Origin of the sequence: Pseudoalteromonas 'SMAR', from assembly GCF_048515945.1 — a bacterium.
Taxonomy (GTDB): Bacteria; Pseudomonadota; Gammaproteobacteria; order Enterobacterales; family Alteromonadaceae; genus Pseudoalteromonas.
Genome location: NZ_JBLWMW010000054.1, coordinates 1 through 17416 on the forward strand (window position 1 = coordinate 1; position 17416 = coordinate 17416).

The window sequence follows — 17416 nt, forward strand, 5'->3', positions numbered from 1 at the left end:
GGACCTGCGGATTAACAGTCCGTCGCTCTAACCAACTGAGCTAAGGGGGAAGCGTGTCTCTCAACGGGGCGAAATATTAATGACGACATTGCAAGGTGTCAACCACTAAAATCATAGAAACGTAAAAAACTGCATTAAGCGATGAAATTCTGTGCTAATTGCTGCCTTTTTAGCTCATGCTTGGGAGTAAGACGATTATTAGTATGACTCACGTGCATTCAGAGTACCACTATAAAGAGTGCAATCAAGCCCCCATTCAAGAGGCTTATGTATCGCACTTCATTATTACCAGCCTAATTAGGGTCATTTTATTCACTGAGAGAAACTGGTGGATACTGTGCAAAAGCCTTCTGATGTGTATAAAAACGTCTATATATTTATATTTACTGTATTTCTAACCAGTGGTTTGGTGAGTTTTTTGTAATTTTTGAGCGTTTTGTTTGAAATGTGTGCTTAAAGTGGTGTTTTTCGATGTTTAATTTTGATCTTTGCGGCCACAAGTAAACCTACCAGAAAGGATCTCTGGTTGCGTTTGTTGAGGCAAGGAAATTGTGCAGAACCACAGTGGCTTATTGCTCGTGATGCGCTTGTAAAGTATGGGTTAGCTAGTTGAGATTCTATAAAATTCCTTTCTTTTCATTGCCTTATACATTCCTTGTAAGTGGGTGAGACAAACGCTGAAAAAATGCGCCCAACTAGATTAGTCGATCGATCTCAATTGATCCAGTTTATTTTTGCGTGCTGATCAGTCATTCAATTAGCTCGATCGTCGCTAGAGGTTGTTACAGGCCTTTATTTTATTGGCTTTGCGAGACTTATCCACGGAATCTGTGGATAACATTGTTTATTAATATTTAAGAAGTATTGCAAGACTATGAAATCTGGGCGCTGCAGCGGTTTCAAGTAAAAAATGGAAAATTTTTTATATGATAAAAATCAACGGTTTAAGTTGAAATGGATAATTTAGTTTATTTGTTACTCAGTATGAAGCTTTTATGAACTTTTCGCCCTAGGTCTGTGCAAAAAACATGCTACTTTAGGTTGGTATTACCACAATTTTGTCAAAATTGCTCAGTTGGTGATGAGATCTGTTGATAACCCTGCTCAAATCTGTATTCCACTGTTATTTTAGGCCCTCAGCAACCGCTTCAGATTTATCTTCTTCACTTGGCTTAGTTAATAGCAACGAGATCTTGAATAGACTACAATGGCTCGCTCCTAAGTATCCGAAATAGGTTGTTATGAATCAAGCCAAGCCACATTCTAATGGTAACGATATCCTCCATGGCGATATTGGCGCGACGTTAAAGCGAATGACTGTACCCATGATATTCGGCATGATCACGCTGATGATGTTTAATCTTGTCGATACCTTCTTTATTAGTATGTTGGGTACGGCACCTCTGGCTGCCATTAGCTTTACCTTTCCTGTTACCTTTACTGTTATTAGTCTTGCCATTGGCTTAGGAATTGGCACATCAGCGGTGATAGCAAAAGCTTTGGGTAGTGACCGTCTTGAAGAAGCGAAGTTTGACGCGGCTGTGTCATTAATTAATTCGGCACTGCTGGTATTACTGCTTTCAATATTTGGCTACCTATTTACTCAACCTATCTTTGTATTGCTTGGTGCCAACCAAGAAGTTATGCCTTATATCAATGACTACATGTCGGTGTGGTTCCTCGGCTCAGTGTTATTGGTCACGCCTATGATTGGCAACTCGGTATTACGTGCCAGCGGCGATACCAAAACCCCAAGTATTGTTATGGGGCTTGGCGGGCTGGTGAACGCCATACTCGACCCTGTTTTAATTTTTGGTTGGGGGCCGATTGCGCCAATGGGCGTAAAAGGGGCGGCAGTGGCCAGTGTGATTTCCTGGAGTTTAGGCGTTGGCATCATTTTATACTTGCTGATCATAAAGAAGGGGTTAGTGTCACTGAGTGCACGCTATACTTCATTTATCGGTGCAACGAAAAAAATCCTCACCATTGGCTTGCCTGCTGCAGGTGCAAATATGTTAACCCCCTTAGCGATGGCGGTCATGACAGCCATGATTGCAAGCTTTGGCCCGGAAGCGGTGGCGGCATTTGGTGTCGGCAGTCGCATTGAGTCTATTGCTAGCTTAGTGGTGCTGGCGTTGTCCATGACCTTACCTCCGTTTATTAGTCAAAACTTTGGGGCCAACTATTTTAACCGAGTATCCGATGCTTATACGCAAACGCTGAAGTTTGTTATGGCGTTTCAATTCATCATTTATGTGTTGTTGGTACTTTGTGCACAATTTATTAGTCATATATTTGGTCAAGAGCCGGCAGTGGTACAGACCATTGAACTGTTTATATACATTATGCCGCTAGGGTATGGCTTACAGGGGGTGATTATTCTCACTAACTCGTCCTTTAATGCCTTACATAAACCTCTAAAGGCATTAGTGTTGAGTGTCATCCGTTTGTTTGTATTTTACGTACCTATGGCGTACTTGGGCTCGCAGCTGGCTGGCCTAACTGGATTATTTGTTGGTGCCGCGCTGGGTAATTTATTTACTGCGGTGTTGGCCTATAAGTGGTTTAAAAAAGTGATAGATGATATTGCTGTCAACGCTGCTAATGAGGAAGTGTAATGGAAGATAAATTTCAATTGGTATCTGAATTTCAGCCAAGTGGTGATCAGCCGACCGCCATCGCTCAACTGTGTGATGGTTTAGAGGCGGGCCTGGCGCATCAAACCTTATTAGGAGCAACAGGGACAGGTAAAACTTTTACTATGGCCAACATAGTGAATAATCTTAATCGCCCGACCATTATAATGGCGCATAACAAAACATTAGCAGCGCAACTATATGGAGAAATGAAAGAATTTTTTCCACACAATTCGGTGGAATACTTTGTTTCCTACTATGACTATTATCAGCCCGAAGCCTATGTGGTTGCCAGCGATACCTTTATAGAAAAAGACGCCTCGATAAACGATCACATTGAACAAATGCGTTTATCAGCCACAAAAGCCTTATTAGAGCGTCGCGACACCATTATAGTGGCGTCGGTGTCTGCCATTTATGGTTTGGGCGACCCTGATTCTTATATGAAGATGATGCTATTACTGAAGGTGGGCGAAACCATAGATCAAAGAGATATGCTGCGTCGCCTTGCTGAACTGCAGTATACCCGCAACGACATGGACTTCAGCCGAGGCACTTACCGTGTCCGCGGTGAAGTGATTGATATCTTCCCTGCAGAATCGGAAACCATTGCGGTGCGGGTTGAAATGTTTGATGATGAAATTGAACGATTAAGTTTGTTTGATCCCCTAACAGGGGCTGTGGAGAAGCACTTAGTACGGGCAACGATCTATCCAAAAACCCACTATGTTACGCCAAGAGAAAAGATCCTCGATGCCATAGAAAAGATCAAAAAAGAGCTTAAAGAGCGTCGCGCACAATTGCTGGATAAAAGCCGCCTGGTGGAAGAACAGCGGATTGCGCAGCGCACTCAGTACGATATTGAAATGATGACAGAGCTGGGTTATTGCTCAGGAATTGAAAACTACAGTCGTTACCTCTCTGGGCGAGCGCCTGGCGAGCCACCGCCAACATTACTCGATTACCTTCCTGACGACGCCTTAATGATAATTGACGAGTCTCACGTGACCGTCTCGCAAGTCGGCGCCATGTACAAAGGCGATCGCAGCCGAAAAGAAAACCTAGTGGAATATGGTTTTCGATTACCTTCAGCGCTGGATAATCGGCCACTCAAATTTGCCGAGTTTGAGGCGATTTCGCCACAGACTATTTATGTGTCGGCGACACCTGGTGATTATGAGCTAGAAAAATCCAATGGCGACGTAGCTGAGCAGGTGATCCGTCCTACTGGGTTACTAGACCCCGAGGTAGAAGTACGCCCGGTAGCCACACAGGTAGATGACTTATTATCGGAAATTTATCGCAGGGTAGAGGTTAATGAACGAGTACTGGTCACCACATTAACTAAGCGCATGGCGGAAGACCTTACCGATTACCTCAATGACCACAATGTCAAAGTACGCTATTTGCACTCGGATATCGATACCGTAGAACGCATGGAGATCATCAGGGATTTGCGAAAAGGGGTTTTTGATGTGTTAGTAGGCATCAACCTGTTAAGAGAAGGCCTAGACATGCCAGAAGTGTCGTTAGTGGCGATATTAGACGCGGACAAAGAAGGCTTCTTGCGCTCCACTCGCTCTTTGATCCAAACCATTGGTCGTGCAGCACGCCACCTTCATGGTAAAGCCATTTTATATGGTGATCGTATAACTAACTCAATGCGTCAGGCAATTGATGAAACGCAACGACGCCGTGAAAAGCAGCAAGCCTATAATGAAGAACACGGCATCACGCCAACGGCATTAAATAAGAAAATTACTGATGTCATGGACTTAGGAGAAGAAGTTGATAATGAACAATTAGCGAGTATTGACGATAAATTTAAACCGGGTATGCCAGCATTGGATGCCAAAGAAATAGCTAAAGAAATCGACCGTCTGGAAGGGGAAATGATGAAGTTAGCCAAGGAGCTCGAGTTTGAAAAAGCTGCCCAGGTTCGTGACCAAGTGCAGCTGTTGCAGAAAAAACTGATTAAAGCCTAGATGCAAAATCAAAAACGGTAACTGACACCAAGGGTAAAGCCGGAGATATCCAAATCTTGCATATCTTGGTGTCGGTAACCGGCATTTACAGCCATGCCGTTATTCCAATCATACTGCCAACCGGCTTCTAGCACATAGCCAATACCATTATCATGTCCTAATTTGTTGCCATCGCGGAAAAACTTATAGCCAAAATAGGTTAAGCCGAGTTTACCGTACAAATAGCTATTCTCTGTTACCGGATAATAGCTCTTGGCGGCAAATGTGACATTGGCGTATTCCAGCTCGTCGGCACCAAGGCCAAATAAAGACTTATTATTTTGGTTGCAGGTGAATTGGCGGTCGTTATCGTCTTTGCAATGCCAGTCGTCGAGATCAGCACCATTGGTATAGCCAAGCTCAAAAGTGAGTTTCGGCATAACTTGATAATTATAATAAAGGTAAGCTTGACCAACTCCGTCACCGTCGAGACTGGAGCCGCGATAAGAGGCACTTGCTGCAGAAAAGTCGACACCAAGGCGGTGTCGCTCGTCATTTTGTTTAGCCTGGCCCGATAAACTCACGGCCAGCAGAGTGACACATCCTAAGGTTATTTTTTTCATCTTTTAATTCCATTCTGAAAACACAGCAAAAGTCTACTGCTTGGTATAACCTTGGTCTGTTAGCTAACGTTTAAGAACGGTAAGTAAGCGTTACCTAAGCGCTATATTCTCTTACAAAATACTACAGAATCATGCGCTTATTTTTTCTGAGGGGCGCAGTAAATGGTAGTTACTTAGGGTCAATACGGTTATCAGTAAAGCGGTTAAGCCGCACCAAACATGGTGAATAACGATATGACTGGCTATAAACATAGGAATGTCCTGCCAGCCTTGCAGCAACAATAACTTTATGATTAAAGCCAGGTAAGCGAGAAGGTGCGCGACCATGGCTATGGTAAAAAGTTGCCGAAGCTTTTTGGTGACGTTGGCATCAAAAAGCCTAGATAACAATCGCAGCAGGACACTAAAACCAGCGGCCAACGCAATGGTTACCATACCCAGCCCCAACAGCGAAGTTTTAATTAATATCAGTGGCAATAACAATGGTAGAAAAGCCATAGCTAACCATTAACTGTATGAATAAAAGCAAGAGCTTATAGCTAACTAGGCTCTCCGTCCAGATGATTAATTCTGCCCCTAGAGTAGAGATTTTCTGATGTTTAACTTTATACTAGGCAGCACTTTTAGGTATTTTGTAAATTAGTATTATAAATAGCTATATTTTCCGCTGGTGTTTCGCTATAAACACTAAGTGCATTGCATAATCAACAGATAAAATAATAACGAAAAGGTTAGGAACTAGGGAAAATGAAATATGCTTTTAAGGATTTTTTGTTCGACAGCAAAGAATTGACACTCCACAAAGACGATAAAAAGCTCAATTTAAAACAGCAGCCGGCGAAGATTTTAGCCCTGTTTTTAGCGGCTCCTGAAACCATCCATAGCAAAGAAGATATCCTGCATAGCGCGTGGCCCGAACGCAAGGTGACCGATCAGGTGGTGTTTCAAAATATTGGCCATCTACGAGCGTTATTTGGTGATGACGCCATTAAAACGTTTTCACGTAAGGGCTATCAGTGGCAAATTCCTTGCTCAGTGGTATCAGAGCAAGCACACAGCGACCCAGCACCAGCACAAAGTACAGAGGGTGATACACAGCCCTCAGTGAAGGCTGAAGAGGCTCCAGTAAAAGGGGAGAACAAGTTGCCACTATTGGGCTTGGCTGGCGCTGCATTAGCCCTTGCAGCAGCGGTTTACTTTAGCGTTTCTTAATGCCATGAAGACACTCTACATCACCGGAGCTGGGGTGAGCGCACAAAGTGGTATACCGACATTTCGTGGTGAAGATGGTTATTGGACTATTGGCTCGGCGAATTACACGCCGCAGAAAATGGCCACACGGGCCATGTATAAACAGCACCCCAGTGAGTTTTTACAGTGGTATTATCAGCGTTTTGTCAGCTATCGCCACCATGGCCCCAACCGCACGCATCTGTGGTTAAAAGATAAATGCCTGATCACCCAAAATATTGATGGCTTAGATGGCAAAGCTGGCAATCGAGATTACATCGCCATTCATGGTCGAGTTGATCAGGTGACGCCATTTCATACTCAGGGTGAGGTGGTGACACCGCAACCAGCGCCTTGGGATGAAGTGGACGACAGTGCACTGGCCTCATCACTGCTTGAGCTGTTTAAAATTGGCGCTAAAGGACCGCAAAAGGGCGTCTCTTTGAAGCCTTATGTGCTGTTATTTGATGAGTTCTATACCGATTTATATCGCATTTCTGAAGCCCAAGCACAGATGCACAGTGCTGATAAAATGGTGTTTATGGGCACGTCGTTTAGTGTCAATATCACCCAAATGGCACTGGAAATTGCTAGGCTAAATGACATTGCCATCGAAGTCGTAGACCCACACCCAGCGGCGATTATGCACAACAAGGTCACTTACCATCGCATGACGGCCAACGACTACATCGATAGTCTTGGTGGTTAAAGACTCGCTTCAGCGCTGTAGTAGGTGGTCAATAAAAAGCGTTTATAACTACTTAATCGTTGTTGTTGTTTTAAGTGCGACTCAATAACACTGGCGTTATGGTTCATTACCGTATGTGGGCCGCGGCGCTCAACTTCTATTAACCCCAACAAAGCACTCAGCTCCTGAATGGCTAACGCGTCGGTGTTTGGGTTTAATGCTAAGTAACACTCTAGCGGTGTTAACTGCTTATTATTTCTTTGCCACAAAGCCTGTTGCAGCTGTTCTTTACTCTCAAAGTGCAACAGGGTTCTTAAGTAGTTCAGGCCATTATCTGCGGCACTGAGTGTCGCCAGCAGCGTATGTAATATATTGTTGCCTTGTTGATTTTGCCGAGTAACTTGCTCTGTTTGGAGCAGTGGGGCGCTAAAGAATGCGAATTTTTCTAATGAATTTATCGCCCCGATCATGGTGTCGGGGAAATCCGCAGCTTGTAAACACACGGTGGCGATATCTTGATAGTGGCCATATAACTTATCGTTGCTTTGAGCACTTTGAAAAAGAAACTTCAGCGCTTCGACTTGCGCGGCAATGTCGCCAGATGAGAAAGCCGTTTTGATTTTATCGACGTCTGCGCTTTTCAAGGCCACTAAGAAGTGGGTTAAACGGTTATTAGACATAAACCAAGCCATGCGTTAACAAATATGCAGTTATGATAGCCTATTATGTGCTGTTTTGGCATGCTTTTAGGGTTGGGATAAACTTATGCTACAGCCTACTTGGAAACCCTAAGACCACTACAGAAAGTTACGCTCAAATTTACTTAGCAGGTAAGGCTTAAGCCGAGCACCACCTAGCGCTATCAGTATCATTGTCAGCAATAGCCAAATCGGGCGATTACCTTGCTCGGCATACCAACTGACGCCAGAGATAAGCTGTACGTCGGTCTTCAATACATTGGCGGCAAATTGTGGGATGGTTTGCTGAGAGTGAGCAATCGGATCATAAACACCAGTTACCCCATTGTTGGTAACTCTCACCAGCGGGCGCTGCAGCTCCAGAGCACGCATTCTGGCAATCTGCATATGTTGATGAGGGCCATGAGAGTCGCCAAACCAGGCATCGTTACTGACTGTGAATAAGAGGTCTGATTGTGCGTTAAAATTGCCTCTGACCAGCTCGCTAAAGGCAATTTCATAGCAAATGGCAGGCAATACATGCAAACCATTGGCAAGTAAGTTAGGTTGTACTTTTGCGCCGCGAGTAAAAGATGACATGGCTAAGTTAAACAGCGGAGCGATGGGGCGTAACAGCGCTTCAAATGGCACAAACTCACCAATTGGTAGTAATTGATGCTTTTGATAACGGTTCTTGTGTAAGTAGTGGTATTGTCCTTCGCTGTCCTGCTTTTCTTTTTTGCCCAAAGTAATTAGCGTGTTGTATGCGGTTTTAGTGGCAAACTGATAATCGGGGATACCTGTGATCAAGGCGGTATCATTAAATGCGGCGGCTTTATCAAGTCCCTCTAAAAACGGGTAGGCGATGTCCTCAAATTCAGGGATAGCGGCCTCAGGCCACACCACTAAATCGACGTTTTGCCAATGTTTACGAGTCATATCGCGGTATTTCGACATGGTGGGCCAAAACTGTTCAGGTTGCCAACGCAGACTTTGTTTAATGTTGCCTTGCACCAGCAAAGCGGTAATTGAGTGGCCAGAATACTGAGTGGGCGATTGACTGAAATAGGGCATACTGAACAAGCCCAATAACACAGCAACGCCGGCCACAGCAAACTGGAATGCGCGCTTAAGCAACAAGTAATACAGAACACAGGCCATAAATACGGTGATTAAGGTTAAGCCAAACTCACCCACCCACGGGGCCAATACATTCAGTGGCGAATCGGTAAGTGAGTAGCCAAAACTCAGCCAAGGGAAACCCGTTAATAGGTGGCCTCGTAGCCATTCAGTCACGGCAAAGCCAATGACTAGTGCACCACTGCGCTGCCACGGTGAATGCCTAAAGTAATGACCAAATAACAGTGCCAAAGTCGGGTAAATAGCAAGGTAAGCACAAAGTAGTGCCATTAATAGTATGGAAATCGGCAGCGGTAGACCGCCGAATTCGGCAATGGACACGTGGACCCAGCTGATCCCCGCTGCAAACCAGCCAAAAGCAAATAAAAATGCGTATTTAGCAACGTGTTTGGCATGGCCATTATCAGTAAGCCACAATGCCAAAGTAAGGCAAGTGATGGTCAGCGGCCACAGGCCAAACGGGGCGTATGCAAAGGTGAGCACACAGCCAGCCAACAAGGCCAGCCATGCAAGTTTATCTTGTGCTAAAGCGCTTAACTTAGAAGCTAGAGTCTTCAACATGTTCAGATTTAGGTATACTTACTTGAATTTGTAAGATCCTCCGGTTGTCGGAGTTAGTTACCTTAAACTGAAGGGGATCTATATCTATGGTTTCACCACGGCTAGGCATATGACCAAAGGCATGCAAAATAATACCGCCAATGGTGTCAGCTTCTTGGGTGTCATAATTGGTATTAAAGAACTCATTAAATTCATCCAGCGGCGTTAAGGCTTGCACGGTATAAACGTGTTTTGACAGCTGGCGAATATCTTGTTGATCTTCATCATCATCGTGTTCGTCTTCAATCTCACCGACGATGGTTTCTAAAATGTCTTCGATGGTAACGAGACCGGAAACACCACCGTATTCATCGATTACGATGGCCATATGGTAGCGCTTCTGACGAAACTCATTCAGTAGCGTATCAACCCGTTTACTTTCAGGAACCACAACGGCTGGGCGCAGGTATTCACGGATCGCAGGGAGCTCGGTTTCATCGCGTAAAATAAGAGGGAGCAGATCTTTAGCCAGCAAAATGCCTTCGACGTGATCTTTATCTTCACATATCACCGGAAAGCGTGAGTGCGAAGACTCCACCATCATGGGTAATTGCGCAGCCAGCGACTGATCAACATCAAGGGTGATCATTTGCGAACGCGGGATCATAATATCGCGTACTTTCAGTTCAGAGACACTCAGTACACCTTCCATCATGTCCTTGGTTTCAGGATCGATAAGCTGGCGCTCTTGCGCATCAGCAATGACCTCAGCCAGTTCTTCTTTGTTTTGGGGTTCCCCTTGCAGCATCTGTGTGATGCGTCCCAGCCAGGTCTTGCTAGAAGAACCCTGACTACTTTGCGAGTTATCGTCGCTCATTAGTTATGTCTGCTCCGTTTATTAACAATCGTCTCTGTAAGGATCGGCGATATCCAAAGTGGCAAGTATTTGCTTCTCAATGGTTTCCATTTCTACCGCGTCCTGTTCATTTATATGGTCAAATCCGAGTAAATGCAAGCAGCCATGGATCACCATGTGAGCAAAATGGTCATGAAACGTCTTTTCTTGCTCTTGTGCTTCTTGTAATACCACTGCCGGAGCAATAATTAAATCACCAATAAGTGGCAATTCAATTCCCGGTGGGGCATCAAATTCAAAGGATAAAACATTGGTTGGCTTGTCTTTGCCACGGTATTGGCTATTAAGCTCTTGGCTCTCGGCGTTATCGACTAAGCGAATGGTCATCTCTGCTTGTTCGCGAAAAGAGCTTAGCGCATGCTCAGCCCAGCGTTGAAACTGCGCTTCTGAAGGTAAGTTGGCAAACTCGCAGGCCAGTTGTAAGTCTAGGGTTAGTTGCAACTACTTATCCTCGGTTGATGGCTGCTTTGCCTGATGTTTGGCAGCTTTGGCTTGACGTTCTTGTTCTTCTTTTTTCTCATAGGCTTCTACGATTCTGGCCACCACTGGGTGTCTGACCACATCATGAGACTTAAAGAAGTTGAAAGAAATTTCATCCAATTCACTTAATACTTCTACCGCATGACGCAAGCCTGAGCGAGCACCTCGAGGTAAATCGATTTGCGTGATATCACCGGTGATAACGGCTTTGGAATTAAATCCAATACGAGTCAGAAACATCTTCATTTGCTCTGTCGTGGTGTTTTGGCTTTCATCAAGAATAATAAAGGCATCATTAAGAGTACGACCACGCATATAGGCCAGTGGTGCCACTTCAATCACGTTTTTTTCGATTAGCCTTTCCACTTTCTCAAAGCCCAGCATTTCAAACAAGGCGTCGTAAAGGGGTCGTAAATAGGGGTCGATTTTCTGGGTTAAATCACCTGGTAGAAAACCCAGTTTCTCACCAGCCTCAACCGCTGGACGGGTAAGCAAAATACGGCGTATTTCTTGGCGTTCAAGGGCATCAACTGCTGCGGCAACAGCAAGGTAAGTTTTACCGGTACCTGCAGGGCCAACACCAAAGGTAATATCGTGGTTTAAGATATTTGCCACATATTGGCTCTGATTTGGGTTGCGTGGCTTGATCACGCCACGGCGAGTTTTAATGTAAACCTCTTTGTCCCATACCGAAGGAGCTTCTTGCTCTAAGACATTCGCTTCTGTAATGGCAAGGTGCACCTGATCTGGCTCAATTTCATGCATCTTTCCTTTAACAGGCTGAGTTTCAACATATAAAGATTTTAGAATGTCTACAGCGGCTTTAGCAGTAACCACTTGACCGGTTACTTTAAACCAGTTGTCACGATGGGCAATCTCCACCCCTAAGCGTCGCTCTATTTGTTTTAAGTTTTCGTCGAACGGGCCACAAAGGGAGGAAAGTCGATGGTTATCGGCGGGTTCTAAGTAAATTTCTATATTCTTTAACTGATTACTCAAAATGTCTTCCTATATAAATCACGCTAGCCGAAGCTAGCGTGTAATGTAAAGCTAAGGGGTAAAAGTCGCAACGCCTATGGCGTTGGCTTCAGGCTCTTGTGGCGCTTTGTTTAAGATGTCTGAAGGTTTAACATCGCGACGTAGGTCCATCTCTGCCTCGGTGCGAATGAGTTCGCCGCGCAATGAATTAGGTAGCGCCTCGGTAATACGTACATCAACGAATTGACCGATCACAGAATGTGGACCTTCAAAGTTTACTACGCGGTTATTTTCAGTACGGCCACGCAGCTCCATAGGATTTTTCTTCGACGGGCCTTCTACTAGGATGCGCTGTTCGGTGCCGTGCATCTTACGGCTAATATCTTGCGCCATTTGATTAATACGGTTTTGCAAAATATATAAGCGTTCTTTTTTCTCAGACTCAGCAACATCGTCAGGTAAATCCGCTGCTGGGGTACCTGGACGCGCTGAATAGATAAAGCTAAAGCTCATGTCAAAACCAATGTCGTTAATCAGGTTCATGGTTGCTTCAAAGTCGGCATTGGACTCACCAGGGAAGCCGATAATGAAGTCTGACGACATACTTAGGTTAGGGCGGATCTTACGCAGCTTACGAATGGTAGACTTGTACTCAAGCGCCGTATGACCACGCTTCATCAGATTCAAGATACGGTCCGAGCCACTTTGTACCGGCAGGTGTAAATGATCGACCAACTCTGGCACATCGACATAGGCTTCGATGATATCGGGAGTAAATTCCACTGGGTGTGAAGTAGTGTAACGAATACGGTCAATACCATCAATGGCAGCCACATAACGTAATAAATCAGAGAAATAACAGATTTCACCATCGTGCATTTCACCGCGGTAGGCATTAACGTTTTGACCCAGTAAGTTAACTTCACGTACGCCTTGCTCTGCAAGCTGAGCCACTTCTAAAATCACGTCATCCAATGGCCGGCTTACTTCTTCACCACGAGTGTAAGGCACCACGCAGAAAGTACAGTATTTCGAGCAGCCTTCCATAATAGAAACAAACGCCGTTGGCCCTTCCGCTTTTGGCTCTGGCAAACGGTCGAACTTTTCAATTTCAGGGAATGAAATATCAACCACTGACCCTTCTTTATCTTGCACTTGACGGATCATTTCTGGCAGGCGGTGTAATGTTTGCGGGCCGAAAACAATATCAACAAAAGGCGCACGTTGACGAATAACATCGCCTTCTTGTGAAGCCACACAACCACCAACACCAATCACTAGATTTGGGTTGGTGTCTTTTAATAGCTTCCAACGACCAAGTTGGTGGAAAACCTTTTCTTGCGCTTTCTCACGTATCGAGCAAGTGTTGAGTAGGATCACATCAGCCTGCTCAGCTGCTTCAGTAAGCTGATAGCCATTTGTAGAATCCAAAAGATCCGCCATTTTCTGGGAGTCGTATTCATTCATTTGACAACCCCAGGTTTTAATATGCAGTTTTTTACTCATTTAAATATTGCCTCGTTTACAACTCGGTATTTAGCACTACGCGTTTCTCGTGTGGGCGATGCTGAATTGATATCATTATGCCTAAAGGACGCGTATTTTATATGACCTATCTTGTCTAGCCAAGTATAGATTTTAACTTTCAAAATGTGGATCAACAGATGGGGTTTTAAGCCAACATCAAGTTTGATATAGGTTACAATGCACTAGGACTCAAAAAAGTGGAATATGGCATGAAAAACAAAGCACTGATTGTTGGCGGCGGTATGGTTGGCGCGGCCGCTGCGGTAAAACTGGCAAAACAAGGTATTAAGGTAACAGTGATCGAACAAAACCCCATTTCTGCTGAGCAAGTGCTTAACAGTGATGAAGTAGATATTCGTGTTTCAGCCATTAATCGCTTTTCTGAGCAGTTACTTGATGAGCTCCAGGCTATGCCTTTGTTGAAAAAGACCAGAGCAGCGCAATACAAACAGCTTGAAGCCTATGAATCGAAACCAGGCCAGTTGGTATTTGATTGCCAAGAGCTGAATAGTTCACATTTAGGTCATTTAATAGAAAATAAGCTGATCCAAGCTGCACTGTGGCAGCAGTTTGCGGTGTTAGACATTGATGTGGTATCACCCCAAGGCTTGCCGCTGGCGATTACTCGAGACAACGACAGTATTACCATTGCTTACTCTAATCAGCAGTTTACTGCTGATTTATTGATTGCTGCAGACGGTGGCCGCTCCATAATACGGCAAATGGCTGGCATTGGCGTCACCGGCTGGCAGTATGATCAGCATTGCATGGGGGTTTTAATTAAACTAGATGCGCCGCAACAAGAAAAAACCTGGCAACAGTTTAAACCTTCAGGCCCCATTGCGTTCTTGCCTATGCAATATCCTTACGCCAATCTTATTTGGTACGATAATGGCAACAAGTTAAAGCAACTCAAGCAGCTCGATCACAAGGCGCTAAAAGAGCAAATAAAGGAGGCTTTTTTTGCCCTGCCAGGCGACTTTGACGTCGAGCAAGTAGCGGTATTCCCCCTCGCTCGCCAACATGCTAACACCTATGTAGCCGAGCGCTTAGTATTAGTCGGAGATGCGGCACACACCATTAACCCGTTAGCAGGGCAGGGGGTTAACCTTGGCTTTAAAGACGTACAGGCATTAGCTCAAGCGTTAGAAAGCCAGGAAGATATTGGCAGTTTAAAAGCGTTAAAAACTTATGAGTCTGAGCGCAGGAAAGATAACTTATTGATGATGAGCATGATGGATGCCTGTTATTTTGGTTTCTCTAATCAGCTTGGGCCGTTAAAACATCTAAGAAACCTTGCACTAAACCTTGGAAACAAGGCCGGGCCAATTAAAAAGCAAGTGCTAAAACATGCCATGGGTGGCGTGGGCTTCTGATTGCGGTTTAAGTAAATAGTAATGTCGATTAATATTAGCAATAAATCCGCAAAGTATAGCCTACCGCCGCTTACCCTGGCGGCGGATTAAATTGTAATCTAGTCACCTGTGACATCAGCTCACCGATTTCAAATTGGCCTTCAACTTTGAGCAGCCAGCGGCTATCGGCAGTTAAAATATACGCGGTTTGATTTCCTGAAGCCCTGATTGAAGAAAAAACATGATTCCCTTTGTTGCTAGCGGTGAACAGGTTAGCTTCGTCAATTAAGCCAAATACCCGATGTAATTTCTCTCTGTCGTTGCTGTGTATATCAACGTTTTCATTTAATAGCTGATTCAAGAAGGTTAACGGCTGTAAATCGTATTTTTTTTGGCAAACCGGCTAAAGCGGTTGAGCTAGACATTAGGCTTAACCTCAACTTTTCCTGCTCACCATTGATTAATATAGAGTAGGAGCCATTAGCAAAGGTATTAAATGAAATTTTGTCCACCTGGCTTTGAGAAAGGCAATAGCTAAAGTGTGTCAGCGAGAGTTCGATTTGAGGTGGTAAGCAGGCATTATTATTCGCAGCATAGGTTGTATTCGATGCTAATGCACAGGTAAGTAAGAGAAAAAGACGCTTTAACACGGTTATTCCTAGCAGCGATAAAACTTAAGAATAACGGATACAACATTAGCCTGAGATGAACGAGTGAAATATAATTAGAAAAGATGATAATAAATGGTGCGGAAGGAGAGACTTGAACTCTCACATCCGAAGATACTGGAACCTAAATCCAGCGCGTCTACCAATTCCGCCACTTCCGCACATTATTTTGGTATCTATAAATGTATCAGGTGGGAACCTAAATCCAGCGTCCATTTCAAGACATCTGGCCAATTCCACTACTTTACACATTATTTTGGTATCTATAAATGTATCAGGTGGGAACCTAAATCCAGCGTCCATTTCAAGACATCTGGCCAATTCCACTACTTTACACATTATTTTGGTATTTATAACTATATAGCATCTCAAAAGAGATGGCTGGAGTACCAGGATTTGAACCTGGGAATGGCGGGATCAAAACCCGCTGCCTTACCGCTTGGCGATACTCCAGCAATAGAGGTAAGCTCAAAACAAATTTTTAACCCAGGATTTGAATCTGGGGTGGATGAGTGAGGGATCAAAACCTCTCTCTTCTCTGCCTTACCGCTTGGCGATACTCCAGCAATAGAGGTAAGCTCAATGTTTTAGTTCTGATTGAAAGAACATGGTGCGGAAGGAGAGACTTGAACTCTCACATCCGAAGATACTGGAACCTAAATCCAGCGCGTCTACCAATTCCGCCACTTCCGCACAACTTTTAGCATCTGTGTAAGGGAACCTAAATCCAGCGTCTATTTCAAGACAACTGCCAATTCCAACATTACCAGAAAAATGGTGGCTATGCCCTGATTTGAACAGGGGACCCCATCATTATGAGTGATGTGCTCTAACCAGCTGAGCTACATAGCCATGGCTGGAGTACCAGGATTTGAACCTGGGAATGGCGGGATCAAAACCCGCTGCCTTACCGCTTGGCGATACTCCAACGAAAATAAAATCTGTTTTAATTCTGATTTAAAAGAATATGGTGCGGAAGGAGAGACTTGAACTCTCACATCCGAAGATACTGGAACCTAAATCCAGCGCGTCTACCAATTCCGCCACTTCCGCACATCTTTTTGCATCTGTGTAAGGGAACCTAAATCCAGCGTCTATTTCAAGACAACTGCCAATTCCTCTACTTCAGAAGAGTGGCTGGAGTACCAGGATTTGAACCTGGGAATGGCGGGATCAAAACCCGCTGCCTTACCGCTTGGCGATACTCCAACGAAAATTTCAAATCAATAGTTTGTTGAACCCAGGATTTGAATCTGGGGGTGGATGAGTGAGGGATCAAAACCTCTCTCTTCTCTGCCTTACCGCTTCCACTTCGTGGCGAGACGATACTCCAACGAAAATAAAATCTGTTTTAATTCTGATTTAAAAGAATATGGTGCGGAAGGAGAGACTTGAACTCTCACATCCGAAGATACTGGAACCTAAATCCAGCGCGTCTACCAATTCCGCCACTTCCGCACATTTTTTAACATCTGTGTAAGGGAACCTAAATCCAGCGTCTACTTCAAGACAACTGCCAATTCCTCTACTTCAGAAGAGTGGCTGGAGTACCAGGATTTGAACCTGGGAATGGCGGGATCAAAACCCGCTGCCTTACCGCTTGGCGATACTCCAACGAAAATAAAATCTGTTTTAATTCTGATTTAAAAGAACATGGTGCGGAAGGAGAGACTTGAACTCTCACATCCGAAGATACTGGAACCTAAATCCAGCGCGTCTACCAATTCCGCCACTTCCGCACAACTTTTTGCATCTGTGTAAGGGAACCTAAATCCAGCGTCTATTTCAAAACATCTGGCCAATTCCGCCACTTCCGCACATCTTTTTGCATCTGTGTAAGGGAACCTAAATCCAGCGTTATTTCAAAACGTCTGGCCAATTCCGCCACTTCCGCATTTTAGAATCAACTAGATTGATGAGTTTTGGTAGTAATTAAAGCATGGTGGCTATGCCCTGATTTGAACAGGGGACCCCATCATTATGAGTGATGTGCT

Annotated in this window: 14 protein-coding genes and 10 tRNA genes; 5 read left to right on the forward strand and 19 right to left on the reverse strand. The window is 44.5% G+C overall.

Translation table 11 applies throughout. The features are described 5' to 3' along the window. Positions 1 to 1241 precede the first annotated feature (1241 nt). A complete protein-coding gene (locus ACNKW2_RS17175; protein ID WP_419149653.1) occupies positions 1242 to 2618 on the forward strand; it encodes an MATE family efflux transporter in 1377 nt (458 codons plus the stop codon). Further along, positions 2618 to 4621, forward strand: a complete 2004-nt coding sequence (gene uvrB / locus ACNKW2_RS17180) for an excinuclease ABC subunit UvrB (protein WP_419149654.1) — start codon at positions 2618 to 2620, stop codon at positions 4619 to 4621. The genes ACNKW2_RS17175 and uvrB overlap by 1 nt, the downstream gene beginning before the upstream one ends. Positions 4622 to 4629: 8 nt before the next feature. Here the strand turns inward: uvrB and ACNKW2_RS17185 are convergent, their stop codons facing one another. Further along, a complete protein-coding gene (locus tag ACNKW2_RS17185; protein ID WP_419149655.1) occupies positions 4630 to 5223 on the reverse strand; it encodes an outer membrane beta-barrel protein in 594 nt (197 codons plus the stop codon). A 129-nt stretch (positions 5224 to 5352) separates the two neighbouring features. After that, the gene (locus ACNKW2_RS17190) at positions 5353 to 5721 is read right to left on the reverse strand and encodes a hypothetical protein (RefSeq protein WP_419149656.1); all 369 of its coding nucleotides are present in this window, start codon (positions 5719 to 5721) and stop codon (positions 5353 to 5355) included. 249 nt (positions 5722 to 5970) lie between these two features. On the opposite strand from ACNKW2_RS17190, the gene ACNKW2_RS17195 reads away from it, so the two are divergent. Together ACNKW2_RS17195 and ACNKW2_RS17200 are read left to right on the forward strand one after the other, a co-directional pair. Continuing rightward, positions 5971 to 6435, forward strand: coding sequence for a winged helix-turn-helix domain-containing protein (locus ACNKW2_RS17195; RefSeq protein ID WP_419149657.1), 465 nt, complete (start codon positions 5971 to 5973; stop codon positions 6433 to 6435). A gap of 4 nt (positions 6436 to 6439) precedes the next feature. Next, a complete protein-coding gene (locus tag ACNKW2_RS17200) occupies positions 6440 to 7162 on the forward strand; it encodes an SIR2 family NAD-dependent protein deacylase (RefSeq protein WP_419149658.1) in 723 nt (240 codons plus the stop codon). Here the strand turns inward: ACNKW2_RS17200 and ACNKW2_RS17205 are convergent. The 6 genes from ACNKW2_RS17205 to miaB form a co-directional block, all read right to left on the reverse strand. Continuing rightward, positions 7159 to 7821 (reverse strand): hypothetical protein, encoded by a 663-nt coding sequence (locus ACNKW2_RS17205; protein WP_419149659.1) that lies wholly within the window; start codon positions 7819 to 7821, stop codon positions 7159 to 7161. The genes ACNKW2_RS17200 and ACNKW2_RS17205 overlap by 4 nt on opposite strands. 117 nt (positions 7822 to 7938) lie before the next feature. Beyond that, positions 7939 to 9519: an apolipoprotein N-acyltransferase gene (lnt, locus tag ACNKW2_RS17210; protein WP_419149660.1), complete on the reverse strand. Its 1581-nt coding sequence runs from the start codon at positions 9517 to 9519 to the stop codon at positions 7939 to 7941. After that, positions 9497 to 10375 (reverse strand): CNNM family magnesium/cobalt transport protein CorC, encoded by an 879-nt coding sequence (corC, locus tag ACNKW2_RS17215; RefSeq protein ID WP_336568987.1) that lies wholly within the window; start codon positions 10373 to 10375, stop codon positions 9497 to 9499. Before corC ends, lnt begins: the two co-directional genes overlap by 23 nt. Before the next feature lie 21 nt (positions 10376 to 10396). Further along, the gene (ybeY, locus tag ACNKW2_RS17220) at positions 10397 to 10855 is read right to left on the reverse strand and encodes an rRNA maturation RNase YbeY (RefSeq protein ID WP_419149661.1); all 459 of its coding nucleotides are present in this window, start codon (positions 10853 to 10855) and stop codon (positions 10397 to 10399) included. Further along, positions 10856 to 11893, reverse strand: a complete 1038-nt coding sequence (locus tag ACNKW2_RS17225; protein ID WP_419149662.1) for a PhoH family protein — start codon at positions 11891 to 11893, stop codon at positions 10856 to 10858. 51 nt (positions 11894 to 11944) lie between these two features. Beyond that, positions 11945 to 13378 (reverse strand): tRNA (N6-isopentenyl adenosine(37)-C2)-methylthiotransferase MiaB, encoded by a 1434-nt coding sequence (miaB, locus tag ACNKW2_RS17230; protein WP_419149663.1) that lies wholly within the window; start codon positions 13376 to 13378, stop codon positions 11945 to 11947. Positions 13379 to 13608: 230 nt separating this feature from the next. Between miaB and ACNKW2_RS17235 the strand changes: the two genes are divergently transcribed. Further along, the gene (locus tag ACNKW2_RS17235) at positions 13609 to 14775 is read left to right on the forward strand and encodes an FAD-dependent oxidoreductase (RefSeq protein WP_419149664.1); all 1167 of its coding nucleotides are present in this window, start codon (positions 13609 to 13611) and stop codon (positions 14773 to 14775) included. 70 nt (positions 14776 to 14845) lie between these two features. Here ACNKW2_RS17235 and ACNKW2_RS17240 read toward each other — a convergent pair whose 3' ends face one another. From ACNKW2_RS17240 to ACNKW2_RS17290, 11 genes are all read right to left on the reverse strand, one after another. Then, positions 14846 to 15115 carry a hypothetical protein gene (locus tag ACNKW2_RS17240; protein WP_419149665.1) on the reverse strand — a complete coding sequence of 90 codons (270 nt, stop codon included), beginning with the start codon at positions 15113 to 15115 and terminating at the stop codon, positions 14846 to 14848. A 383-nt stretch (positions 15116 to 15498) separates the two neighbouring features. Beyond that, a tRNA-Leu gene (locus tag ACNKW2_RS17245) sits at positions 15499 to 15583 on the reverse strand. A gap of 217 nt (positions 15584 to 15800) precedes the next feature. Continuing rightward, positions 15801 to 15875 (reverse strand) — tRNA-Gln (locus ACNKW2_RS17250). 155 nt (positions 15876 to 16030) lie between these two features. Beyond that, positions 16031 to 16115, reverse strand: a tRNA-Leu gene (locus tag ACNKW2_RS17255). Positions 16116 to 16197: 82 nt separating this feature from the next. Further along, a tRNA-Met gene (locus ACNKW2_RS17260) sits at positions 16198 to 16274 on the reverse strand. A gap of 1 nt (position 16275) precedes the next feature. Beyond that, positions 16276 to 16350 (reverse strand) — tRNA-Gln (locus ACNKW2_RS17265). Positions 16351 to 16390: 40 nt separating this feature from the next. Beyond that, positions 16391 to 16475, reverse strand: a tRNA-Leu gene (locus tag ACNKW2_RS17270). An 81-nt stretch (positions 16476 to 16556) separates the two neighbouring features. Then, a tRNA-Gln gene (locus ACNKW2_RS17275) sits at positions 16557 to 16631 on the reverse strand. Between the two features lie 164 nt (positions 16632 to 16795). Next, a tRNA-Leu gene (locus ACNKW2_RS17280) sits at positions 16796 to 16880 on the reverse strand. A gap of 81 nt (positions 16881 to 16961) precedes the next feature. Beyond that, a tRNA-Gln gene (locus tag ACNKW2_RS17285) sits at positions 16962 to 17036 on the reverse strand. A gap of 40 nt (positions 17037 to 17076) precedes the next feature. Then, a tRNA-Leu gene (locus ACNKW2_RS17290) sits at positions 17077 to 17161 on the reverse strand. Between the last annotated feature and the right edge of the window lie 255 nt (positions 17162 to 17416).